This window comes from Lelliottia sp. EB106-05-01-XG201, assembly GCF_058791735.1.
Genome location: NZ_JBYTDV010000001.1, coordinates 1,464,509 through 1,486,182, shown reverse-complemented (window position 1 = coordinate 1,486,182; position 21,674 = coordinate 1,464,509). Strand labels below are relative to the sequence as shown.

Below are 21,674 nucleotides of genomic sequence, written 5' to 3'. Positions count from 1 at the left end.
GGCAGATAAATAGATTACGTCTTATTTTCGCATCCCGGCAAAATCTTCTTCTGTACACCCTTCAAAACGCAGCGCGGTGGGAGTACATTGTTCCGTGCTGACTTCCACGGCAGGGAGTGGCAACAACAGCTAAAAGGTCAACGATTCATGTCCCCTATCGAAAAATCCAGCAAATTAGATAACGTCTGTTACGACATCCGCGGTCCGGTTCTCAAAGAGGCAAAGCGCCTGGAAGAGGAAGGCAACAAGGTCCTGAAACTCAACATCGGCAACCCTGCGCCCTTTGGTTTTGACGCGCCGGACGAAATTCTGGTGGATGTGATCCGTAACCTGCCCACTGCGCAAGGCTACTGCGATTCAAAAGGACTCTACTCCGCCCGTAAGGCCATCATGCAGCACTATCAGGCCCGTGGGATGCGCGATGTCACCGTTGAAGATATCTATATTGGTAACGGCGTTTCCGAACTGATCGTGCAGGCGATGCAAGCCCTGCTGAACAGCGGCGATGAGATGCTGGTGCCTGCGCCGGATTATCCGCTGTGGACAGCGGCCGTTTCCCTCTCCAGCGGCAAAGCGGTGCACTATCTGTGCGACGAATCTGCCGACTGGTTCCCGGATCTCGACGATATCCGCGCCAAAATCACCCCGCGCACGCGCGGTATCGTGATTATCAACCCGAACAACCCGACGGGTGCGGTCTACTCCAAAGAGCTGTTGATGGAGATCGTGGAGATCGCCCGTCAGCACAACCTGATCATCTTCGCCGATGAGATTTACGACAAGATCCTCTACGACGCGGCGCAGCACCACTCGATTGCGACGCTGGCTCCGGATCTGCTGACCGTCACCTTTAACGGCCTGTCGAAAACCTACCGCGTGGCCGGTTTCCGTCAGGGCTGGATGGTCCTGAACGGCCCGAAAAAGCACGCTAAGGGCTACATCGAAGGGCTGGAAATGCTGGCCTCGATGCGCCTGTGCGCCAACGTTCCGGCGCAGCATGCGATTCAAACGGCGCTCGGCGGCTATCAGAGCATCAGCGAATTTATCGTGCCCGGCGGCCGCCTGTACGAGCAGCGTAACCGCGCGTGGGAGCTGATTAACGATATTCCTGGCGTCTCCTGCGTGAAGCCTAACGGCGCGCTCTACATGTTCCCGAAAATTGACGCTAAACGTTTCAATATTCACGATGACCAGAAGATGGTGCTCGACTTCCTGCTGCAGGAAAAAGTGCTGCTGGTTCAGGGAACCGCGTTTAACTGGCCATGGCCGGACCACGTGCGTATCGTCACTCTACCGCGTGAGGATGACCTGGAAATGGCGATTAGCCGGTTCGGACGCTTCCTCTCCGGTTATCATCAGTAACCTCCCATCAGGCTGCCACTGGCAGCCTGATTTGCATCTTGCCTCCCCTCGCCGCACAATGAACGCTGTCGCAGTGCAAGACAAAAGGTATTCTATGAGTCAAAGTCATTTCTTCGCCCATCTCTCCCGCCTGAAACTCATTAACCGCTGGCCGCTGATGCGCAACGTGCGCACCGAAAACGTGTCGGAACACAGTTTGCAGGTGGCGATGGTTGCTCACGCCCTGGCCGCCATTAAAAACCGCAAATTCAACGGTAACGTCAATGCCGAACGCATCGCCCTGCTGGCGATGTACCACGACGCCTCCGAAGTGTTAACCGGCGACCTGCCGACACCGGTGAAATATTTCAATTCGCAGATTGCCCAGGAATATAAGGCTATCGAGAAGATCGCCCAGCAGAAACTGGTGGATATGGTGCCGGAAGAGCTGCGGGATATTTTTGCGCCGCTGATCGATGAGCATCAGTGCACAGAAGAGGAAAGATTGCTGGTGAAACAGGCCGATGCCCTGTGCGCCTATCTCAAGTGCCTCGAAGAGTTGTCCGCCGGAAACAACGAGTTTTTACTGGCGAAAACGCGACTGGAAAAAACCCTCGAATCACGCCGCAGCGAAGAGATGGATTACTTTATGCAGGTGTTTGTGCCGAGCTTCCATCTGTCGCTGGATGAGATTAGCCAGGATTCACCTCTTTAGTCGTCCGTTGTGCCCGGCGGCGCTACGCTTGCCGGGCCTACAAAACCCTTAACGGGATGCCAACAACGATGTCAAAACGGGAACAGCACCGGAATCAGCACCACGCAAACCAGCATCACCAGAATGGTGAACGGCACCCCGAGCTTCACGAAATCGCTGAATTGATAGTTCCCCGGCCCCAGCACCAGCGTATTCACCGGTGACGAAACTGGCGTCATAAACGCCGCTGACGCCGCCATTGCGACCATCATCGCAAACGGATACGGCGACACGCCCATCGACTTCGCCATCGCCAGCGCAATAGGTGCCATCAGCACCGCCGTCGCGGTATTGGAGATAAACAATCCGATGGTGGCGCACATCACGAAAAGACAAATCATCATCATGTACGGGCCATAGCCCCCGCCGACGTCCATCAGGCCTTTCACCACCAGATCCACACCGCCTGTCTTTTGCAGCGCCAGCGCGAACGGCATCATCCCGACGATCAGAATAATGCTCGGCCAGTGAATGGCTTTGTAGGCACTTTCGGCGTCGATGCAGCGGAATTTGCCCATCAGCAGGCAGGCAATAATCGCCGCGATGGGGTTAGGAATTTCGTCGGTGAGCATCAGGGCGACCATCAGCACCAGACAGAATATGGCATGCGGAGCCTGACTGTGGGCCGGTGAGGCGTCGCTCTCTTCGACAGGCATATTGAGCACCACAAAATCGCGCCCTTTTTGCCCGAGTTGGCTGATAAGCTTCCAGTTGCCGACCACCAGGAAGATATCGCCCAGCTGCAGGGGATCATCCACTACCGCCCCTTCCATCGCAACGCCGTCGCGTTTCAGGCCGACGACATTCAGTCCGTAGCGGGTACGGAACCCGATTTCGCGCACGGTTTTGCCCAGCAGTTCCGACTCAGGGATCAGCGAGACTTCCGCCATCCCCACGTCCAGCGCCTGATCGGAGAAATACTCGCCGCGCAGCACCATCGGCTCCAGCAGTTGTTCAGTGCAGAACTCACGCAGATCCACGTCCGCCGTCGACATATCAATCAGCAGGACGTCGCGGGCGCGGAACTCTGACACCCCGTTCACATTCACAATCACGCGACGGAACCGCCGCCAGCGCTCGACGCCAATGATATTCGCGCCGTAGCGTTCGCGCAGTTTGAGATCGTCCAGACGCTGACCAATCAGCGGTGAGCCGGGACGGATCGCCAGGCGACGCGCCCGCCCGGTGAGGCGATACTCTTTGATCAGATCGCGGAAAGTGCGCCGACGCCAGCCGTCGCCTTTTTTGTGTTGCGTATCGCCCTTCAGCGCAAAGCGGGTCAGGAGCATGTAAATCACGCCGAGTACCAGCACGACCAGGCCAATCGGCGTCACGCTGAAGAAGCTAAACCCGGCATAGCCTTCGCGCAGCAGTTCACTGTTCACCACCAGGTTCGGTGGTGTCGCGACAAGAGTCATCATGCCGCTAATCAGCCCGGCGAAACTCAGCGGCATCATCAACCGCGACGGTGAGGTCTGCATGCGCATCGAGACGCTTAACACCACCGGAATAAAGATCGCGACCACGCCGGTGGAGCTCATAAAGGCACCCAGCCCGGCGACCGTCAGCATCAGGTAGATGAGCATTTTGGTTTCGCTGCTGCCCGCCACTTTCACCAGCCAGGAGCCCATTACCGTGGCGACGCCGGTGCGCACCAGGCCGTCGCCGATGATGAACAGCGCGGCAATCAAAATGACGTTGGGATCGCTAAAACCGGAGAAGGCTTCGGAGAGCGTTAAGGTGCCGCTCAGAACAAACGCGACGATAACCAGCAGAGCAACGGCGTCCATGCGCACTTTGCCGGTTGCAAAGAGAATGATGGCGATAGCAAGAAGGCTCAGCACCCAAATCAGTTCACCGTTCACAACATATCCTTGTCAGGGAAAGGGAGGGAAATTTTGCCATAAAAAGGCCCCAACAATGTGGGGCCAAATCATGGGTTTACATTTTCAGGGAGACGGTAACATTTCCGTCCGATCCCTTGTGGACCGAGAGCGCGGCAAGCGACGTGAGCGCGAAATCCACTTCGTCGAGCCGGGGCGAACCGGCCGGAACATTCACGGCAATCACGTGGCTTCCGGCGTTGAGCCCCGCCAGCACACCGGCGGCAGCGTCTTCGACCACCACGCAGTCCGCTGGATGAATACCCAGCAGTTCCGCGCCTAATAAAAACGCATCCGGCTCCGGTTTACCGCGCTTCACACGTTCAGCGGTGACAAACACTTCAGGCGTCGGCAGGCCTGCGGCCTTGTGGCGGGCATGAGCGACGGGAATTGAACCCGAGGTCACAATCGCCCAGGGGATCTGCGCTTCGTTCAGATGCTGGAGCAGCTCAAGCGCGCCCGGGAGTGCCGCAATACCCTCGACATCCTGAGCTTCAACTTGCTCCAGATATTTAAACTCCGCCTGAATCTCCTCTTCGGTTCTTCCGGATAAGAAGTGGCGTAAAGAGGTAATGGCCTGTTTGCCATGGATGAAATTCAACACGTCCTGATGGTCGATGCCATGCCTGTCGGCCCAATGGCACCACGAGCGCTCGACAACCGGCAGCGAATCCACCAGCGTACCGTCCAGATCAAACAGAAAACCTTTACACTGCACACTCACCCCCTCAGGCGTTAATAATTTGCTGAATCTCGTTACTGCTTAAATGGTACTGACGCGGGCAGGCGTGCCACGCGCTTAACATACGCTGATATTTTTCCCACATCGGCGTCTGGGAGTTGAAGCCATGAGTACCGGCATCAAAATGGGTATAGCGCCCTTCGGTGTTCACCATAAAGCGAACATAGCTCAGGTAGCGGGATTCGGTCGCCACGTCAAAACCAAGGAAGGTTACGCGACGCTCATCGATGGTTTGAGCATCTTTCAGATTGGTCCAGGAAACATGCAGCGCATGGTACATCTCCATGATGTCGATGACGGTGCGGCACGTCTCTTCTTTCAGTTCACCAAATTCACGATCCAGCTCGCGCATCTGCAAGCCAAAGCCACGTTCGACGATAGTCTGCAAGCGGCGATAGCGCTCAGCGTTGTCGGGATCAAGCATAGTCATCATCTTGTACTGATTGGACAAAATCAGACGTTGAGCGTTGGTCATTTCCATCTTTCGACTCCTGTTGCGCGTTGCACTCAAAAAAAAAAGACACGGTAACTGATTGTTACTGTGCCTTCTTTTCGTGACCGTTTCGATGATCAATCACAAGTCATCAAGGAATGTTTTATCAAGTTGCTTAAAAGCGCGCTTGAGCGTGTCGGCCAGCGCCTGGTAATCCGGCTTACCTTCCACCGGGGCCAGCGCCTGACCGGCTTCCTGAAGTTTCCCGCGCACTTCATAAAACCAGTGTAAAATAGTAGGTGGCAGCGGTGTGACAGAACGTTTGCCCAGCCACCACAGTCCTTGCATCGGAAGTGTTAGCGCAAACAGCGCCGTCGCGACGGCCGGACCCAGTTGGCCACCCAGCGCAATTTGCCAGCACAGGGTAAAGACGGCGATAGGCGGCATAAAGCGGATCGCATAGCGGGTGATGCGGATGACGCGGTTATCGATAAACACCGGGGCAAGGCGCTTTTCCAGGGGCCACGTCTTTGCGTAATGCTGGCCCCGACGAAACAGGCTAAAGAAGCTCACGGAGGGGTTCTCTGGTGTCGACATGGCTGTACCTCAACTTCACATATAAAAATTAAAATTTTCGTGCAAATCCACAACAAGCCATGACAACGTTCAAAATATTTTGTCATCGCTACCCAGTATCGGGTATTCTGTGCCAGCCTGATTGGGCCTTAGACGAGAATCGTTAACTCGTCAAATTATCGCATATTATGCCATTGTCTGAAAATCGTTCAAAATGGCATAAAATCATATGGATTTCTTTCATCCTGCCAGAATGTTCGTTTGGCATGATGTTAATCATAAATGTCTGGGTCATCTTGCGCTACGCTACGAGACTCACTGACGTTTTTTTAGCCACGTATCAATAATAGGTACTTCCATGTCGAGTAAGTTAGTACTGGTTCTGAACTGCGGTAGCTCCTCACTGAAATTCGCCATCATCGATGCGCTCAACGGTGAAGAGTACCTCTCTGGTTTGGCCGAATGTTTCCATCTTCCTGAAGCACGTCTTAAGTGGAAAATGGACGGCAGCAAACAAGAAGCGGCTTTAGGTGCAGGCGCCGCTCACAGTGAAGCGCTGAACTTTATCGTTAACACTATTCTGGCACAAAAACCAGAACTGTCTGCTCAGCTGACTGCAATCGGTCACCGTGTTGTTCACGGCGGCGAGAAGTACACCGGCTCTGTAGTGATCGACGAATCCGTGATTCAGGGTATCAAAGATGCAGCCTCTTTTGCACCGCTGCACAACCCTGCGCACCTGATCGGCATCGCGGAAGCGCTGAAATCCTTCCCGAATCTGAAAGACAAAAACGTCGCTGTCTTCGACACCGCGTTCCATCAGACCATGCCGGAAGAGTCTTACCTCTATGCCCTGCCGTACAGCCTGTACAAAGAGCACGGCGTACGTCGCTACGGCGCACACGGCACCAGCCACTTCTACGTCACTCAGGAAGCGGCCAAGGTTCTGAACAAACCTGTTGAAGAGCTGAACATCATCACTTGCCATCTGGGCAACGGTGGTTCTGTTTCTGCTATCCGCAACGGCGAGTGTGTTGATACTTCTATGGGTCTGACCCCGCTGGAAGGTCTGGTGATGGGTACCCGTTCCGGTGACATCGACCCGGCGATTATCTTCCACCTGCACGACACCCTGGGCATGAGCGTTGATGCGATCAACAAAATGCTGACCAAAGAGTCTGGCCTGCTGGGTCTGACCGAAGTCACCAGCGACTGCCGTTACGTTGAAGACAACTACACCACCAAAGCTGACGCTAAACGTGCAATGGACGTTTACTGCCACCGTCTGGCGAAATACATCGGTTCTTACACCGCGCTGATGGATGGTCGTCTGGATGCGGTTATCTTCACCGGCGGTATCGGTGAGAACGCGGCAATGGTCCGTGAACTGTCCCTGGGCAAACTGGGCGTTCTGGGCTTTGAAGTTGATCACGAGCGTAACCTGGCTGCCCGTTTCGGCAAGTCTGGCTTCATCAACAAAGAAGGCACCCGCCCGGCTCTGGTTATCCCAACCAACGAAGAGCTGGTCATCGCGCAAGACGCGAACCGTCTGACTGCCTGATTCCACACCGCCAGCCTAGCTGGCGGTGCTGTTTTGTACCCCGCCCGATGCGGCGGTAACCAAAAGAGGATAAACCGTGTCCCGTACTATTATGCTGATCCCTACCGGAACCAGCGTCGGCCTGACCAGCGTCAGCCTTGGCGTTATCCGTGCTATGGAACGCAAAGGCGTTCGCCTGAGCGTCTTTAAGCCTATCGCCCAGCCTCGTGCCGGTGGCGATGCGCCAGACCAGACCACCGCCATCGTGCGTGCGAATTCCGGTCTGCCAGCGGCTGAACCGCTGAAAATGAGCCACGTTGAGTCTCTGCTCTCCAGCAATCAGTCCGATGTGCTGATGGAAGAGATCATCGCCAATTTCCACGCGAATGCGCAAGACGCAGAAGTGGTGCTGGTTGAAGGCCTGGTTCCGACGCGCAAACACCAGTTTGCTCAGTCTCTGAACTTTGAAATCGCCAAAACCCTGAACGCTGAAATCGTGTTCGTGATGTCCCAGGGTACCGATACCCCGGAACAGCTGAACGAGCGTATTGAGCTGACTCGCAGCAGCTTCGGCGGCGCGAAAAACACCAACATCACCGGCGTTATCGTTAACAAACTGAACGCACCGGTTGATGAACAAGGCCGTACCCGCCCTGACCTGTCTGAAATTTTCGACGACTCTTCCAAAGCGAAAGTCGTGAAAGTGGACCCGGCTCAGCTGAGCGCAAGCAGCCCGCTGCCAGTTCTGGGCGCGGTGCCATGGAGCTTCGACCTGATCGCCACCCGTGCGATCGACATGGCGCGTCACCTGAATGCGACCGTGGTTAACGAAGGCGACATCAACACCCGTCGCGTGAAATCTGTAACCTTCTGTGCGCGCAGCATTCCGCACATGCTGGAACATTTCCGCGCAGGTTCCCTGCTGGTAACTTCCGCTGACCGTCCTGATGTGCTGGTTGCAGCCTGTCTGGCCGCGATGAACGGCGTTGAGATCGGTGCAATCCTGCTGACCGGCGCTTATGAAATGGACCCACGCGTGGGCAAGCTGTGCGAACGTGCGTTCGCCACCGGCCTGCCAGTCTTCATGGTGAACACCAACACCTGGCAGACCTCCCTGAGCCTGCAGAGCTTCAACCTGGAAGTGCCGGTTGATGACCATGAGCGTATCGAGAAAGTTCAGGAATACGTCGCAAGCTACATCAACGCTGACTGGATTGAGTCTCTGACCGCGACCTCCGAGCGTAGCCGTCGTCTGTCTCCACCAGCCTTCCGCTACCAGCTGACCGAGCTGGCGCGTAAAGCCGGTAAACGTGTTGTTCTGCCAGAAGGCGACGAACCACGTACCGTGAAAGCGGCCGCTATCTGTGCAGAGCGCGGAATCGCGACCTGCGTGCTGCTGGGTAACCCGGATGAAATCACCCGCGTTGCCGCGTCTCAGGGCGTGGAACTGGGTTCTGGTATCGAAATCGTCGATCCAGACGTGGTCCGCGAGAGCTATGTTGCCCGTCTGGTTGAGCTGCGTAAGAGCAAAGGCATGACCGAAGCCGTTGCCCGCGAACAGCTGGAAGACAATGTGGTGCTGGGTACCCTGATGCTGGAGCAGGACGAAGTTGACGGTCTGGTTTCTGGTGCTGTTCACACCACCGCGAACACCATCCGTCCGCCGCTGCAGCTGATCAAAACTGCACCAGGCAGCTCTCTGGTCTCTTCTGTGTTCTTCATGCTGCTGCCTGAACAGGTTTACGTTTACGGCGACTGTGCGATTAACCCAGACCCAACTGCTGAGCAGCTGGCTGAGATCGCAATTCAGTCTGCGGACTCCGCGATTGCCTTCGGTATCGAACCGCGCGTGGCAATGCTCTCTTACTCTACCGGTACCTCCGGTCAGGGTAGCGACGTTGAGAAAGTGCGTGAAGCGACCCGTCTGGCACAGGAAAAACGTCCTGACCTGATGATTGATGGCCCGCTGCAGTACGACGCCGCAGTGATGGCTGACGTTGCGAAATCCAAAGCGCCGAACTCTCCGGTTGCAGGTCGCGCTACCGTGTTCATCTTCCCGGATCTGAACACCGGTAACACCACCTACAAAGCGGTACAGCGTTCTGCCGATCTGATCTCCATCGGGCCGATGCTGCAGGGTATGCGCAAGCCGGTGAACGACCTGTCCCGTGGCGCGCTGGTTGACGATATCGTCTACACCATCGCTCTGACCGCGATTCAGTCTTCACAGCAACAGCAGTAAGGTTTTGCCGGATGGCGCTTCGCTTATCCGGCCTACAAAACCGTAGGCCCGGTAAGCGTTAGCGCCACCGGGCAACAAAAAGGCGACCAATAAAATGGTCGCCTTTTTTATTTACAGCAGCTCTCGCGACGCCGAGACAATATCGTGTGCCGTCAGGCCATACTCTTTTTGCAGGAAATCCTGCGTCCCGACCTGACCGTAGCGCTCCTTCACCCCCACGCGACGCATCGGCACCGGGCACGTTTCGACCAGCACTTCCGCCACCGCAGACCCTAATCCGTTGTGAATGCTGTGATTCTCACAGGTGACAATCCGCCCGGTTTTCTCGGCGTAGTTTTTCACCAGCATCCGGTCGATAGGTTTCAGGGTAAACATGTCGATCACCGCCGCGCTGACTCCCTCCTGCTCGAGTTGGCGCGCCGCTTCCAGCGCTTCAGCCACCATAATGCCGTTGGCAATCAGAGTAATATCGCTACCCTCGCGCAGCACGTTGCCTTTGCCAATGGTGAACGTGGTGCCTGGCGCATAGACGCTCGGGGCCTGCTTGCGAATGGTGCGCACCCAGTAGAACCCGTCGAGATCGATAAGCTGGCGCAGCACGTCCTCGAACATCACGGCATCGGTCACTTCCAGCACCACCGAATGCGCCAGGCCACGCACGATCCCCATATCCTCAAACGACATATGGGTGCCGCCGTTGTGACAGGCAGTGACGCCCGCGTCCGAGGCGATCACTTTGACGTTATTGCGCTGATAATCGAGCGACATAAACAGCTGGTCAAAACAGCGACGGCTGGCGAATGCCGTAAAGGTATGCACAAAAGGTTTGCGCCCGGTCAGCGATAAACCCGCCGCCGTGCCAATAACGTTGGCCTCCATAATGCCGCAGTTAATGACGTGCTGCGGGTAATCACGCGCCACACCGTCCATCGCCATTGAGCTCATCAGATCGGCTTCGAGGGCGATGATCTCGCTTCCGGCTTCAATCTGGCTGGCCACGAAACCGGCGTACACTTTGCGCATCTCGATAGCGTCTTTTTGTCCTGCGGGTGCAACCTTAATCATTTGCGGCCTCCAGTTGGCGAATCGTCTCATTCAGCGCGGCTTTGACGTCATCCGTCAGTCGCAGGTGGTGGGAGTTGCTTAACTGTTCCAGATACGGCACGCCCTGCCCTTTGATGCTATCGAGGATCACCACCCGTGGGCGGGCCTCGGCGGCAGGCGGCTGCGAAACGGCCTCCAGCAGCCCGGGCACGTCATCCCCTTTGACCGTCACCACATCGAAGCCAAAGGCGCGGAATTTCCCTTCGAGGTCGAACGCGCAGATGATCTCGTCCAGCTCACCGTCGAGCTGCTGCTTGTTCCAGTCGACAAAAATGGTCAGATTGTTAAGCCGGTGATGGGCAATAAACTGGAAGGCTTCCCAGCACTGGCCCTCGTTCAGCTCGCCGTCACCGACGATGCAGAATACCCGGTTTGGACGCCCCGCCAGCTTGTGTGACAGCGCCATGCCGCCCGCAATCGAAATCCCCTGCCCGAGCGAGCCGGTCGTCGCATCCACGCCGCGCGTTTTAAGGCGGTCCGGGTGGCTTGGGAGACGCGTTCCGTTCTGGTTCAGGGTGCTGAGCTCTTCCACCGGGAAATAGCCTTTAATCGCCAGCGTACTGTAGAGTGCCGGGCCCGCATGGCCCTTGGAGAGCACGAAGTAGTCGCGTTCCAGCCAGTCGGGATCGGCCGGGTCGATTTTCATCACCGCACCGTAGAGCACCGCCAGGGTTTCCACTACCGACATACTGCCGCCGTAATGTCCGAACCCCAGCTGCGTTAAGGATTTGAGCGTTTCCACGCGGATCTCGCGCGCCAGTCGGGTCACTTCTTTCACATTCATGATTTGGCTCCGGTGTTTTCCTGCGCGTTACCGCCCGCAGTTTTGTTTTTAGCGAACAGGTTGTAGGCCACCAGCACGGCGAACAACGCGACGACGAGGCCGGTGATGGCGAACGGTGACAGGTAGCGCGCCAGGTTGCCCAGCACGATGCCCACCGCGCCAAAGTCGGCGTCTGAGAAGGTGGTGTTAGCAAATCCAATCGCCCCCAGCACCGGCAGCAGCATCACCGGCAGGAAGGTAATCAGCAGGCCGTTGGCAAAGGCACCGATCATCGCCCCGCGACGCCCACCCGTTGCGTTACCGAACACGCCAGCGGTTGCCCCGGTGAAGAAGTGCGGAACCACGCCCGGCAGGATTAGCACCCAGCTAAACTGTCCGCACAGGAACAGCCCGACGATCCCGCCGAGGAAGCTGAACAGGAAGCCAATCAGCACGGCGTTAGGCGCATAGGGATAGACCACCGGGCAGTCGAGGGCTGGACGCGCATTCGGCACCAGTTTTTCGGAGAATCCGGTGAAGGCCGGGACGATCTCCGCCAGAATCAGGCGCACACCCTGCAGGATGATGAACACACCTGCCGCGAAGGTGATCGCCATGATGATGGCGTAAACCAGATAGTTTTGGCCGCCGCTGAAGGTGGCTTCTACGTACTCGCGCCCGGCGCTGACAGCCATGATCAGGTAGATAATCATCATGGTCAGGGAGATAGAAATTGAGCTGTCGCGCAGGAAGCTTAAGTTCTTCGGCAGGTTCATCTCTTCGGTAGAACGCGAGCCTTTCCCGCACTTGCTGCCGATCCAGCCGGAGAGCACGTAGCCCAGGGTGCCGAAGTGACCAAAGGCGATATCGTCATTGCCGGTGATGCGCTTCATATAGCGTTGCGCCAGCGCCGGGAAGAACGCCATGATTAAGCCCAGGATCAGCGAGCCGGTAAAGACCAGGCCAATGCCTTCGAAACCCGCAACCGTCAGGATCACGCCGATCATACAGGCCATATAAAAGGTGTGATGCCCGGTGAGGAAGATGTATTTCAGACGCGTAAAGCGGGCGACAATAATATTCGCCACCATCCCGAAGGCCATAATCAGCGCCGTGGATGCGCCATATTTTTCCAGCGCAATCGAAACAATCGCTTCGTTATTCGGAATAATGCCCTGAATACTAAAGGCGTGTTCAAACATCCCGCCTAATGGATTTAACGAGCCCACCAGCACCGTGGCGCCACCGCCCAGCACAATAAAACCGAGAATGGTTTTAATGGTACCTTTTACCACATCAGAAAACGGCTTTTTCTGCGCCACCAGGCCAATTAAAGCAATTAATCCCACCAGCACTGAGGGGACTTTTAAAATATCAACAACGAAATTCAGCGTTTCAAGGATAAACATATCCACCTCGCCTCAACAGGGTTATTGTTTCGCGAACCAGGCGCTGAGCTGCGCTTCGAGTTCATTGATATCGATAATGTTGGTGATCACCACCAGCTGGCTTTCCGGCACGCTTGCGCTGGCGGCGATGTCTTTTGCCATCACGAACAGGTCAGCGGCTCCCGGTGTGGCCGAGGAGAGATCGGAGTGCTCCACCTCAGCTTCAATATTTAGTTTCTTGAGGACTTTTTTGATATTCATTTCGACCATAAAACTGCTGCCCAGGCCGGAGCCGCAAATCGCCATAATTTTCATTGTTATGCCTTTTTTGAGTAGAGTACGTCCGCATCACGCATCGGCGTAATGAGTCAATTAATCGGAATGGGTAATAACGTCAGAAGCGTTCGATAATGGCTTTTATTTCCTCCCGCGTATTAACATCATGCAGCTCGGCCAAATCCTCATCACTGGAAAATAACTCGGCCAGCGCGGAGATCATTTCGATATGGCTGTGTTTATCGGGTGCAGCCAGCATAATAATAATATCTACCGGATCGAACTCTCCGGCACCAAATGCGACTCCCTGTTTCAGTTTTAATAATGAGAGGCCAAGCCCTTTCGCCCCTTCTTCTGGCCGCGCATGCGGCATTGCCAGCCCTGGTGCCAGCACGTAATAGGGTCCTAACTTGTGATGCTGTTCGACAATCGCCGTCACATACTCCGGGGAGATGACGTTCATCTCCAGCAGCGGTCTGGCGCACAGCTCCAGCGCCTGCGGCCAGTCCTCAACGCTCTCTTCCAGCGTGATGGTTGCATCATGTATCCAGCTTTTGAGCACTTTCTTCTCCCGCCTGAGGTCAATGATGAACAAACTTTATGCAAGCCCACTGCGGATAGCTGCGATCCGGATCACAAAGATAGCGCTACCAATTTCGAACATTCAGAATTGTGATAGCGCTATCAAATTGGAATCCGCATGGGAAATCACAGTAAAAAAAGGGATTTAAGGCGTATACTCAAATTCATGTGAAGCGAAGGATGATAAGAAAAACGCGTCTGGTCACCAGGAATTTGTATGTCTCTAACCCGAAAACGACGTAGTACCGGCAAAGTGACTATCTCGGATGTCGCGCAGCTTGCCGGAGTGGGTACTATGACGGTGTCCCGCGCATTGCGCACGCCTGAGCAGGTTTCCGATAAGCTACGAGAAAAAATTGAAGCGGCGGTGCAGGAGCTGGGTTATATGCCCAATCTTGCGGCCAGCGCGCTGGCGTCAGCATCGTCCAGGACCATTGCGATGGTCGTGCCCAATCTGGCAGAGGATGGTTGTTCCGATATGTTTGCCGGATTGCAGCAGGTCCTGCAGCCCGCCGGATACCAGATTATGCTGGCAGAATCGCAGCACCGGCCTGAGCAGGAAGAGAAATTGCTGGAAACGCTGCTCGCCTCGAACATTGCGGCGGCGATTTTACTCAGCGCGGAACACACGGATACCGTTCGCCACTGGCTGAAAAACGCCTCGATCCCAGTGATGGAGATGGGCGCGATGCGTGCCGACCCGCTGGATATGAATATCGGAATCGACAACGTCGCGGCGATGTACGAACTCACCGAACTGGTGATTCAGCGCGGCTACCAGAATATCGGGCTGTTGTGCGCCAATCAGGAGCAGTGGATTTTCCAGCAGCACCTGCAGGGCTGGTACAAAGCGATGTTGCGCCACCATATGTCCCCCAATCGGGTGATTAACGCCGCGCTGCCGCCGAACTTTTCGACGGGGGCGTCGCAGCTGCCGGAGTTTTTACTCGCCTGGCCTGAGCTGGATGCGCTGGTCTGCGTCTCTGACGAACTGGCGTGCGGCGTGCTGTATGAATGTCAGCGCAGACGCATCAAAGTGCCGGACGATCTGGCAGTGGTGGGTTTTGGCGATAGCGACGTGAGCCGCGTCTGTCAGCCGCCGCTGACGACCATGGCGGTGCCACATCGGAAGATTGGTGTTGAAGCGGGACGTGCGCTGCTGGAGCGCTTAAATGGCGACGACTGGCGCGATCAGAAACCGATCGCCTCCAGTCTGTGCTTGCGGGAAAGCTGCTGAGATTTACTCAGCCTGCTCCTGCTTCTCAGGTTTTGCGGATTCATTTTTGGCGTTGCGGCTCATCCACAGCGCCAGGGCTTTCAGTGAGTCCGGCGTGAATTCATCGCAACGGGCGGTGATCTCTTCTGGCGTCATCCAGCTCACTTCGCTCACCTCTTCTTCCTGAAGCGCGAATGGCCCGTGGGAAACGCAGCTAAATAACCCGCCCCAGACGCGACAATGTTTGTCCTCAAAGTAGAACAGACCGTGCTCGGCAAAAGGGACACCGGCGATGCCTAACTCTTCTTCGGCTTCACGACGCGCGGAATCCAGCAGGATCTCATCGGCCTGAACGACGCCGCCCGCCGTGGCGTCCAGCATGCCTGGCATAAAGTCTTTCGTTTCAGTACGTCGCTGTACCAGGATCTTGCCCATACCGTCGTGAACAACGATGTAGGTGGCGCGATGGCGCAGACGTTCAGCCCGCATTTGCTCGCGGCTGGCCTGTGCAATCACTTCATTGTCTTCGCTGACAATGTCTACCCACTCTGTACTTGCCAAATGACTCTGCTCCACCATCGGGAACCCTTCTCGTTAAGCGCTCTTTTGGCGCGTTTGACTTTTGAGGTGTAACTTACGGATTAATGCTGACCTGCGCAATAACTTGCTGATCATTAAGTGCGATAACGCTCAAGAGATTCTCATCCAGCAGGCCATAGCTGGGAGCATGTCCCCCTTTCGGAATGCTGACGGACCCTGGATTGAAATGCACGATATCCCCGTGTAATGCCGCCACCGGAATATGAGTATGACCGTAAACCAGCACATCGCCAGTAGCGAGCGGCGGCAGATTCTCCGGTCCAAAAAGATGTCCGTGGGTTAAAAACAGACGGGTATTTTCCAGCAACACCTGCTGCCAGGGGGCCGTTATCGGGAAGTGAAGCAGCATCTGATCGACTTCGCTGTCGCAGTTGCCGCGCACCGCAATAATTTTATCCGCGTACTGATTCAGTTTTTCCGCCACCTGTGCCGGAGCGTAGCCTTCCGGGACCGCATTGCGCGGCCCGTGGTTGAGCACATCACCAAGAATTATCAGCCACTGCGCACCGCTTTCCACAAAGCGTGACAGCACGCGTTCCGTCGCGGGCAGCGACCCGTGAATATCCGATGCAAACATGAGTTTCATCAGGGACTCCTTTCAAATGATCACTGCCCTATGATACCTGAACCCACGGGGTTTATCAGCCTGCACGCTTTGCGGAGAGCGCCACAAAACGCTGCACGGAGGCCCGCTGCCACTGGAAGGAGGCATAGTCCGCCAGGGTCTGCGGCACCTCGTCGCCATTCAGCACCAGGCGGTTGAGCATTAACGCCAGATCGGCATCGGCGATGCACCATTCCCCAAACAGATTCGGGTTGCCGTGTTCCAGCAGTTTCGCCGCCGTTTCGAAGAGTTTGCTGGCGCTCGCCGCGCCCGCGTCGTTGAGCGCAGGCTTTTTCGCCCCGCCGAAAATCACATCCGTCGACCGCTGTTCGCGAATCGGCCCCAGATCGCTCCTGAGCCACGCCTGGATCTGCCGTGCCCGCGCGCGCTTTTGCAGATCGTGAGGATAGATGCGCTCCCATTCCGGCGGCGCAAAGCGATCTTCCAGGTATTCATCGATCGCCGAGGATTCGCTGAGCTCAAACCCGTCAATTTCCAGCACCGGCACGCGGCGCGTCAGCGCATAACCCTGCCACTGCGGTTTGAGGTGATCGCCGCGATCCAGGTCAACGGTTTTGAGGTTAAACGTCAGCCCCTTCTCCGCCAGCGCGACATATACACTCATCACATAAGGCGAGAAAAAGTTGGCATCGGACCACAGGGTAATCGCAGGTTGGCTCATAACATCCTCATCGGCTGATCGGTTTTCATCCAACATATAATCTCTTTGCGTTCCTGTCACTTGATGAAAACTCACGATTTATGCGCAGCGCCTATACTCGTTTTTATGGCATGAAATAATGTAAGGACAGGAGTTGAGATGATAGACCTCTATTTTGCCCCGACCCCCAACGGACACAAGATCACGTTATTTCTGGAAGAGACGCAGCTGGATTATCGCATTATCAAAGTGGATATCAGCAAGGGCGATCAGTTCCGGCCTGATTTTCTCGCCATCTCGCCCAACAATAAAATTCCCGCTATTGTCGATCACGCTCCGGCGGACGGCGGCAGACCGCTGAGTCTGTTTGAATCCGGCGAGATCCTGCTTTATCTGGCGGAGAAAACCGGCAAACTGCTGAGCGGCGAACTGCGTGAGCGCCACCACACGCTACAGTGGCTGTTCTGGCAGTCGAGCGGGCTCGGCCCGAGCCTCGGGCAGAACCACCACTTCAACCACTTCGCCCCGCAGCCAATACCTTATGCTATCGAACGCTATCAGGTGGAGACACAGCGGCTTTACGGCGTGATGAACAAGCGGCTGGAAAAATCCCCGTGGCTGGGCGGGGACCATTACAGCATCGCCGATATTGCCTGCTGGCCGTGGATCAACGCCCACGTGCGCCAGCGAATCGACCTTGCGACTTACCCGGCCGTGAACAACTGGTTCGAGCGAATTCGCAATCGCCCGGCGACAGAACGCGCGATGCAGAAGGCGCAACAAATTTAAGCGCCCGCCCCGTTGGGCGCGCAGAAAATCCTCATGTATTATGATCTGAATAACAAACAGAGGAAGCCTGCAATGTCACAGCATGACGCTATTATTCGTATAAAAAACTTACGCTTACGCACTTTTATCGGCATTAAACCTGAAGAGATCGAAAATCGTCAGGACATCGTGATTAACGTGGTGATCCACTACCCGGCGGAGAAAGCGCGCGCCAGCGAAGACATCAACGATGCCCTGAACTATCGCACCATCACCAAGAGCATCATTAAGTACGTGGAGAATAACCGCTTCTCATTGCTGGAAAAATTAACTCAGGATGTGCTCGACATCGCACGCGAACATCACTGGGTCACTTATGCTGAAGTGGAAATCGATAAACTTCACGCGCTGCGTTACGCCGACTCGGTCTCCATGACCCTGAGCTGGCAACGCTAAGCGCCATCCTGGAGGTAGTATGAAGATTCTGGTGACTGGCGGTACAGGCCTGATTGGTCGTCATCTCATTTCGCGTCTGCAGGTGCTGCATCACGAGATTACCGTGGTGACGCGCAATGCAGAGAAAGCCCGTCAGGTGCTGGGAAAAGACGTTGGCATCTGGAAGGGTCTCGCTGAGCATCAGAATCTGGACGGCTTCGATGCCGTCATCAACCTCGCAGGCGAGCCTATCGCCGACAAACGCTGGACCGAAGAGCAGAAACAGCGGCTGTGCGAGAGCCGCTGGAACATCACGCAAAAGCTGGTCGATCTGTTCCACGCTAGCACTACCCCGCCGTCGGTACTGATTTCCGGCTCGGCGGCCGGGTATTACGGCGATCTCGGGGAAGTGGTCGTCACCGAAGAAGAACCGCCGCACAACGAATTCACCCACAAACTCTGCGCGCGCTGGGAGCAAATCGCCTGCGGCGCACAAAGCGACACGACCCGCGTCTGCCTGCTGCGAACCGGCGTGGTGCTGGCGCCTAAAGGCGGGATTCTGGCGAAGATGTTGCCGGTGTTTAAACTCGGTCTCGGCGGCCCGATGGGCAGCGGTCGTCAGTATCTGGCGTGGATCCACATCGACGATATGGTCAACGGCATTCTGTGGCTGCTGGATAACGATCTGCGCGGCCCGTTCAATATGGTTTCGCCCTATCCGGTGCGTAACGAACAGTTCGCCCATGCGCTGGGCCACGCCCTGAAACGCCCGGCGGTTCTGCGCGCCCCTGCCACCGCCATTCGCCTGATGATGGGCGAATCGTCAGTGCTGGTGTTGGGCGGGCAGCGCGCCCTGCCAAAACGGCTGGAAGCGTCAGGATTTGCCTTCCGCTGGTATGACTTAGAAGAAGCCCTGGGAGATGTGGTGGGTTAAATCTGCCGTGTCGCCTATGGTAGAGTCGTACGTCAGACTCCCCAGAATGGCGACACTATGGCGACAATCACCACTCCCCGACTTCAGCTTTCCCCCTTCAAACCCTCCGACTGGGCATTCTTCCGCTCGCTGCGCGAAGACCGCGCCATCATGCGCTACATGGCGGCCATCGCCCCTGAAAAAGAGACGCGACGGTTGTTCGCCATCCGCCTCGCGGCACCGCATACCTTCGTGATCCGCTCCCGTCATGATGACACGCCGCTCGGCGATATCGGCCTGCAAATCAGTGCGAAGTATCGGGAAGAGGCGGATATCGGCTACACGGTGATCCCGCAGGCGCAGGGCAAAGGCATTGCCAGCGAGGCGCTGCGCGCGGTGTGCGACTATGCATTCACTCAGACGGGCGTGAAAGCGATCAATGCCTACGTGCTGGCAGATAACGCCGGTTCCGTGCGGGTGCTGGAAAAGATGGGTTTTGTGCGCACTCAGGTGCTGGAACAGGCCTATGAGATCGATGGCGTTCGGTATGACGACTGGGTTTATCGGCTGGAGTGTGGCGCGGGCGGCACTGCGTTTGCCCGGCCTACATAACTCGTAGGCCCGGTAAGCGCAGCGCCACCGGGCGACAAAACTACTTGAGCGATCCCTTCAGGAACTGCTGCAGACGCGGGCTTTTCGGGTTCGCCAGCACCTCGTCCGGATGCCCCTGCTCTTCGATGACACCCTGATGCAGGAAGATCACGTGGTTAGAGACGTTACGGGCGAAGCCCATCTCGTGCGTCACCACCACCATCGTTTTCCCCTCTTCGGCGAGCTTCTGCATAATGCGCAGCACTTCGCCCACCAGCTCAGGGTCGAGCGCAGAAGTCGGCTCATCAAACAGCAGTACTTCCGGCTCCATCGCCAGCGCACGGGCGATAGAGACGCGCTGCTGCTGACCGCCGGACAGATGCACAGGGTATTTAATCTGCTGGCGCTCGTCGATCCCCACTTTCGCCAGGTATTTCACCGCGCGCTCGCGCGCTTCCTGTTTGCTTAAGCCGAGAACCTGAATCGGCGCTTCCATCACGTTCTCCAGCACCGTCATGTGGCTCCAGAGGTTAAAGTGCTGGAAGACCATCGTCAGGCGCGTGCGCAGCAGACGCAGCTGATTTTTATCCGCCACTTTCAGCTGCCCGTCTTTGTCGCGCACCAGATTGATATTCTGCCCGCTGACGATAATCGAGCCTTCGCTCGGTTTTTCGAGGAAGTTAATGCAGCGCAGGAAGGTACTTTTTCCCGAACCGGATGAGCCGATAATACTGATCACATCGCCCGCATTCGCCGTGAGCGATACCCCTTTCAGCACTTCATGTTCGCCGTAGCGTTTGTGCAGATCGATAACGTTTAATTTATTTTCAGACATCGTTTTCTCAGTGCGTCGAAGTGGGTTTCATGTGCTGCAACCAGCGTTTTTCTGCCTTACGGAACAGGCTAATCAGGACGTACGAAATGATCAAATACAGCACCGCGGCGATGCCGAAGGCGGTAAAGGGCTGGTAAGTCGCCGAGTTAATATCACGCGCGATTTTCAGCAGATCCGGCACGGTGGCGGTAAACGCCAGCGCCGTAGAGTGCAGCATCAGAATCACTTCGTTGCTGTACGCCGGAAGGGCGATACGCAGCGCCGATGGCATGATAATGCAGCGATAAAGTTTCACGGACGAGAAGCCGTAGGCGCGCGCTGCTTCAATCTCACCGTACGGCACAGAGCGGATGGCCCCGGCGAAGATCTCGGTGGTATAAGCGCAGGTGTTCAGCGTCAGCGCCAGCACGGTACAGTTCAGGCCGCTGCGAAAGAACGCGTTGAGCATTTCGGTGCCTTTGACGATCTCCAGCGTATACATCCCGGAGTAAAAGACCAGCAGCTGAACGTACAGCGGCGTACCGCGAAACACATAGGTGAACAGCCAGATTGGGAAGCGAATGTATTTGTTTTCCGACACGCGGCCAATGGACAAAAACACCGCCAGAATCCCGCCCATCACCACAGACGAAATCAGCAGCCACAGGGTGATCGCCACGCCGGTAAAGCGATAGCCATCGGTCCACAGCAGCGATTTCCAGTATTCCTGAATAATCTCAATCACAGGTCAGCCCTCTTCACACCCACGGAGTAGCGACGTTCGAGAAGAAGCAGCACACCATTGGAGACGGTAGTAAACACCAGATAAATCACGCCGCACACCACGGCAAAATAGAAGGGTTCCCAGGTGCTCTTGCCCGCAAGCTGCGTGGCTTTCACCACATCTTCCAGCCCGAGGAGGGAAACCAGCGCCGTCGCTTTGAGGATCACCTGCCAGTTGTTGCCGATGCCCGGTAAGGCAAAGCGCATCATGGCCGGGAACATGATCCGACGGAAGATTTGTGAGGAGGTAAAACCGAAGGCGGTTGCCGCCTCGATGTGGCCTTTGGGTACGGCCATGTACGCGCCACGGAAGGTTTCCGTGAAATAGGCGCCGTAGATAAAGCCGAGGGTGATAATACCGGCCACCATCGGGTCGATATCAATTTGCGACATCCCAACGGCATCCGTCACGCTGTTGAGCGCGATTTGCAGACCGTAGAAAATGAGCAGCATCAGCACCAGATCGGGTACACCGCGAATCAGCGTGGTGTAGCCTTCAAAAATCAGCGCCAGTACCCGATTACTTGAGAGTTTCGCTCCCGCACCCGCCAGGCCTATCAGCACCGCCAGCACCACTGAACTGAGGGCCAGTTCAAGAGTGACGAGCGCGCCTTGTAAAATAACGCCAGAAAATCCGTACAGCATAAGGCCTGCCCTGTCGTGAG

General features: G+C 56.1%; 24 protein-coding genes. 9 read left to right on the top strand and 15 right to left on the bottom strand.

The window, feature by feature from the left end; genetic code table 11:
- Nucleotides 1-147: 147 nt before the first annotated feature.
- Both alaA and yfbR read left to right on the top strand, forming a co-directional pair.
- Nucleotides 148-1,362 (top strand): alanine transaminase AlaA, encoded by a 1,215-nt coding sequence (gene alaA, locus AC3WS9_RS06985; RefSeq protein ID WP_095282753.1) that lies wholly within the window; start codon nt 148-150, stop codon nt 1,360-1,362.
- A gap of 94 nt (nt 1,363-1,456) precedes the next feature.
- Nucleotides 1,457-2,056 carry a 5'-deoxynucleotidase gene (gene yfbR / locus AC3WS9_RS06980; protein ID WP_285146777.1) on the top strand — a complete coding sequence of 200 codons (600 nt, stop codon included), beginning with the start codon at nt 1,457-1,459 and terminating at the stop codon, nt 2,054-2,056.
- A gap of 71 nt (nt 2,057-2,127) precedes the next feature.
- Here yfbR and AC3WS9_RS06975 read toward each other — a convergent pair whose 3' ends face one another.
- The 4 genes from AC3WS9_RS06975 to yfbV form a co-directional block, all read right to left on the bottom strand.
- Nucleotides 2,128-3,960 (bottom strand): SLC13 family permease, encoded by a 1,833-nt coding sequence (locus AC3WS9_RS06975; protein ID WP_492487485.1) that lies wholly within the window; start codon nt 3,958-3,960, stop codon nt 2,128-2,130.
- Nucleotides 3,961-4,036: 76 nt separating this feature from the next.
- The gene (locus tag AC3WS9_RS06970; protein ID WP_492487483.1) at nt 4,037-4,696 is read right to left on the bottom strand and encodes a sugar phosphatase; all 660 of its coding nucleotides are present in this window, start codon (nt 4,694-4,696) and stop codon (nt 4,037-4,039) included.
- Nucleotides 4,697-4,706: 10 nt separating this feature from the next.
- Nucleotides 4,707-5,201: a YfbU family protein gene (locus AC3WS9_RS06965; protein ID WP_095282756.1), complete on the bottom strand. Its 495-nt coding sequence runs from the start codon at nt 5,199-5,201 to the stop codon at nt 4,707-4,709.
- A 93-nt stretch (nt 5,202-5,294) separates the two neighbouring features.
- Nucleotides 5,295-5,750: a terminus macrodomain insulation protein YfbV gene (gene yfbV / locus AC3WS9_RS06960; protein ID WP_282493646.1), complete on the bottom strand. Its 456-nt coding sequence runs from the start codon at nt 5,748-5,750 to the stop codon at nt 5,295-5,297.
- Between the two features lie 337 nt (nt 5,751-6,087).
- On the opposite strand from yfbV, the gene ackA reads away from it, so the two are divergent.
- Nucleotides 6,088-7,290 carry an acetate kinase gene (ackA, locus tag AC3WS9_RS06955; protein ID WP_282493647.1) on the top strand — a complete coding sequence of 401 codons (1,203 nt, stop codon included), beginning with the start codon at nt 6,088-6,090 and terminating at the stop codon, nt 7,288-7,290.
- 76 nt (nt 7,291-7,366) lie between these two features.
- Nucleotides 7,367-9,511 (top strand): phosphate acetyltransferase, encoded by a 2,145-nt coding sequence (pta, locus tag AC3WS9_RS06950; protein ID WP_492487480.1) that lies wholly within the window; start codon nt 7,367-7,369, stop codon nt 9,509-9,511.
- Nucleotides 9,512-9,622: 111 nt separating this feature from the next.
- Here the strand turns inward: pta and AC3WS9_RS06945 are convergent, their stop codons facing one another.
- The 5 genes from AC3WS9_RS06945 to AC3WS9_RS06925 form a co-directional block, all read right to left on the bottom strand.
- Nucleotides 9,623-10,576 carry a transketolase family protein gene (locus AC3WS9_RS06945; protein WP_492487478.1) on the bottom strand — a complete coding sequence of 318 codons (954 nt, stop codon included), beginning with the start codon at nt 10,574-10,576 and terminating at the stop codon, nt 9,623-9,625.
- Complete coding sequence (locus AC3WS9_RS06940) at nt 10,569-11,399, bottom strand: transketolase (RefSeq protein ID WP_492487476.1); 831 nt, start codon at nt 11,397-11,399, stop codon at nt 10,569-10,571. Before AC3WS9_RS06940 ends, AC3WS9_RS06945 begins: the two co-directional genes overlap by 8 nt.
- Nucleotides 11,396-12,787, bottom strand: a complete 1,392-nt coding sequence (locus AC3WS9_RS06935) for a PTS ascorbate transporter subunit IIC (RefSeq protein WP_282493650.1) — start codon at nt 12,785-12,787, stop codon at nt 11,396-11,398. The genes AC3WS9_RS06940 and AC3WS9_RS06935 overlap by 4 nt, the downstream gene beginning before the upstream one ends.
- Before the next feature lie 21 nt (nt 12,788-12,808).
- Nucleotides 12,809-13,081, bottom strand: coding sequence for a PTS sugar transporter subunit IIB (locus tag AC3WS9_RS06930; RefSeq protein WP_095282763.1), 273 nt, complete (start codon nt 13,079-13,081; stop codon nt 12,809-12,811).
- Nucleotides 13,082-13,160: 79 nt separating this feature from the next.
- A complete protein-coding gene (locus AC3WS9_RS06925) occupies nt 13,161-13,604 on the bottom strand; it encodes a PTS sugar transporter subunit IIA (RefSeq protein WP_492487474.1) in 444 nt (147 codons plus the stop codon).
- A 237-nt stretch (nt 13,605-13,841) separates the two neighbouring features.
- Here AC3WS9_RS06925 and AC3WS9_RS06920 point away from each other — a divergent pair, with 237 nt between their 5' ends.
- The gene (locus AC3WS9_RS06920) at nt 13,842-14,861 is read left to right on the top strand and encodes a LacI family DNA-binding transcriptional regulator (protein ID WP_282493655.1); all 1,020 of its coding nucleotides are present in this window, start codon (nt 13,842-13,844) and stop codon (nt 14,859-14,861) included.
- A gap of 3 nt (nt 14,862-14,864) precedes the next feature.
- Here AC3WS9_RS06920 and yfcD read toward each other — a convergent pair whose 3' ends face one another.
- The 3 genes from yfcD to yfcF are packed head-to-tail and all read right to left on the bottom strand — an operon-like array spanning nt 14,865 to nt 16,726.
- On the bottom strand, nt 14,865-15,419 hold the full coding sequence (yfcD, locus tag AC3WS9_RS06915) for an NUDIX hydrolase YfcD (protein ID WP_282493656.1): 555 nt from the start codon (nt 15,417-15,419) through the stop codon (nt 14,865-14,867).
- Between the two features lie 55 nt (nt 15,420-15,474).
- Nucleotides 15,475-16,026 (bottom strand): phosphodiesterase, encoded by a 552-nt coding sequence (yfcE, locus tag AC3WS9_RS06910; protein ID WP_492487471.1) that lies wholly within the window; start codon nt 16,024-16,026, stop codon nt 15,475-15,477.
- 55 nt (nt 16,027-16,081) lie between these two features.
- The gene (yfcF, locus tag AC3WS9_RS06905) at nt 16,082-16,726 is read right to left on the bottom strand and encodes a glutathione transferase (RefSeq protein ID WP_492487469.1); all 645 of its coding nucleotides are present in this window, start codon (nt 16,724-16,726) and stop codon (nt 16,082-16,084) included.
- 138 nt (nt 16,727-16,864) lie between these two features.
- On the opposite strand from yfcF, the gene yfcG reads away from it, so the two are divergent.
- The 4 genes from yfcG to AC3WS9_RS06885 all read left to right on the top strand — a co-directional run bounded on the left by yfcG (nt 16,865) and on the right by AC3WS9_RS06885 (nt 19,433).
- The gene (gene yfcG / locus AC3WS9_RS06900) at nt 16,865-17,494 is read left to right on the top strand and encodes a GSH-dependent disulfide bond oxidoreductase (protein WP_285146789.1); all 630 of its coding nucleotides are present in this window, start codon (nt 16,865-16,867) and stop codon (nt 17,492-17,494) included.
- Between the two features lie 72 nt (nt 17,495-17,566).
- Nucleotides 17,567-17,929, top strand: a complete 363-nt coding sequence (gene folX, locus AC3WS9_RS06895; RefSeq protein ID WP_282493663.1) for a dihydroneopterin triphosphate 2'-epimerase — start codon at nt 17,567-17,569, stop codon at nt 17,927-17,929.
- 19 nt (nt 17,930-17,948) lie between these two features.
- Complete coding sequence (locus AC3WS9_RS06890) at nt 17,949-18,842, top strand: TIGR01777 family oxidoreductase (protein WP_492487466.1); 894 nt, start codon at nt 17,949-17,951, stop codon at nt 18,840-18,842.
- Between the two features lie 57 nt (nt 18,843-18,899).
- Nucleotides 18,900-19,433, top strand: a complete 534-nt coding sequence (locus AC3WS9_RS06885) for a GNAT family N-acetyltransferase (RefSeq protein ID WP_492487464.1) — start codon at nt 18,900-18,902, stop codon at nt 19,431-19,433.
- A gap of 40 nt (nt 19,434-19,473) precedes the next feature.
- On the opposite strand, the gene hisP is transcribed toward AC3WS9_RS06885, so the two are convergent.
- From hisP to AC3WS9_RS06870, 3 genes are read right to left on the bottom strand one after another with little or no spacing between them, the layout of a single operon-like run.
- Nucleotides 19,474-20,247: a histidine ABC transporter ATP-binding protein HisP gene (gene hisP, locus AC3WS9_RS06880; protein WP_095282772.1), complete on the bottom strand. Its 774-nt coding sequence runs from the start codon at nt 20,245-20,247 to the stop codon at nt 19,474-19,476.
- 7 nt (nt 20,248-20,254) lie between these two features.
- Nucleotides 20,255-20,971 (bottom strand): ABC transporter permease, encoded by a 717-nt coding sequence (locus AC3WS9_RS06875; RefSeq protein WP_282493667.1) that lies wholly within the window; start codon nt 20,969-20,971, stop codon nt 20,255-20,257.
- Nucleotides 20,968-21,654 carry a histidine ABC transporter permease HisQ gene (locus tag AC3WS9_RS06870; RefSeq protein WP_285146793.1) on the bottom strand — a complete coding sequence of 229 codons (687 nt, stop codon included), beginning with the start codon at nt 21,652-21,654 and terminating at the stop codon, nt 20,968-20,970. The genes AC3WS9_RS06875 and AC3WS9_RS06870 overlap by 4 nt, the downstream gene beginning before the upstream one ends.
- Nucleotides 21,655-21,674 lie beyond the last annotated feature (20 nt).

Bases quoted from the DNA above. Each gene is read 5' to 3' on its own strand.
- alaA (WP_095282753.1), top strand. From the start codon at position 148: ATGTCCCCTATCGAAAAATCCAGCAAATTAGATAACGTCTGTTACGAC.
- yfbR (WP_285146777.1), top strand. From the start codon at position 1,457: ATGAGTCAAAGTCATTTCTTCGCCCATCTCTCCCGCCTGAAACTCATT.
- AC3WS9_RS06965 (WP_095282756.1), bottom strand. From the start codon at position 5,201: ATGGAAATGACCAACGCTCAACGTCTGATTTTGTCCAATCAGTACAAG.
- yfbV (WP_282493646.1), bottom strand. From the start codon at position 5,750: ATGTCGACACCAGAGAACCCCTCCGTGAGCTTCTTTAGCCTGTTTCGT.
- ackA (WP_282493647.1), top strand. From the start codon at position 6,088: ATGTCGAGTAAGTTAGTACTGGTTCTGAACTGCGGTAGCTCCTCACTG.
- AC3WS9_RS06945 (WP_492487478.1), bottom strand. From the start codon at position 10,576: ATGATTAAGGTTGCACCCGCAGGACAAAAAGACGCTATCGAGATGCGC.
- AC3WS9_RS06940 (WP_492487476.1), bottom strand. From the start codon at position 11,399: ATGAATGTGAAAGAAGTGACCCGACTGGCGCGCGAGATCCGCGTGGAA.
- AC3WS9_RS06935 (WP_282493650.1), bottom strand. From the start codon at position 12,787: ATGTTTATCCTTGAAACGCTGAATTTCGTTGTTGATATTTTAAAAGTC.
- AC3WS9_RS06930 (WP_095282763.1), bottom strand. From the start codon at position 13,081: ATGAAAATTATGGCGATTTGCGGCTCCGGCCTGGGCAGCAGTTTTATG.
- AC3WS9_RS06920 (WP_282493655.1), top strand. From the start codon at position 13,842: ATGTCTCTAACCCGAAAACGACGTAGTACCGGCAAAGTGACTATCTCG.
- yfcD (WP_282493656.1), bottom strand. From the start codon at position 15,419: ATGGTGGAGCAGAGTCATTTGGCAAGTACAGAGTGGGTAGACATTGTC.
- yfcE (WP_492487471.1), bottom strand. From the start codon at position 16,026: ATGAAACTCATGTTTGCATCGGATATTCACGGGTCGCTGCCCGCGACG.
- yfcF (WP_492487469.1), bottom strand. From the start codon at position 16,726: ATGAGCCAACCTGCGATTACCCTGTGGTCCGATGCCAACTTTTTCTCG.
- yfcG (WP_285146789.1), top strand. From the start codon at position 16,865: ATGATAGACCTCTATTTTGCCCCGACCCCCAACGGACACAAGATCACG.
- folX (WP_282493663.1), top strand. From the start codon at position 17,567: ATGTCACAGCATGACGCTATTATTCGTATAAAAAACTTACGCTTACGC.
- AC3WS9_RS06890 (WP_492487466.1), top strand. From the start codon at position 17,949: ATGAAGATTCTGGTGACTGGCGGTACAGGCCTGATTGGTCGTCATCTC.
- AC3WS9_RS06885 (WP_492487464.1), top strand. From the start codon at position 18,900: ATGGCGACAATCACCACTCCCCGACTTCAGCTTTCCCCCTTCAAACCC.
- hisP (WP_095282772.1), bottom strand. From the start codon at position 20,247: ATGTCTGAAAATAAATTAAACGTTATCGATCTGCACAAACGCTACGGC.
- AC3WS9_RS06870 (WP_285146793.1), bottom strand. From the start codon at position 21,654: ATGCTGTACGGATTTTCTGGCGTTATTTTACAAGGCGCGCTCGTCACT.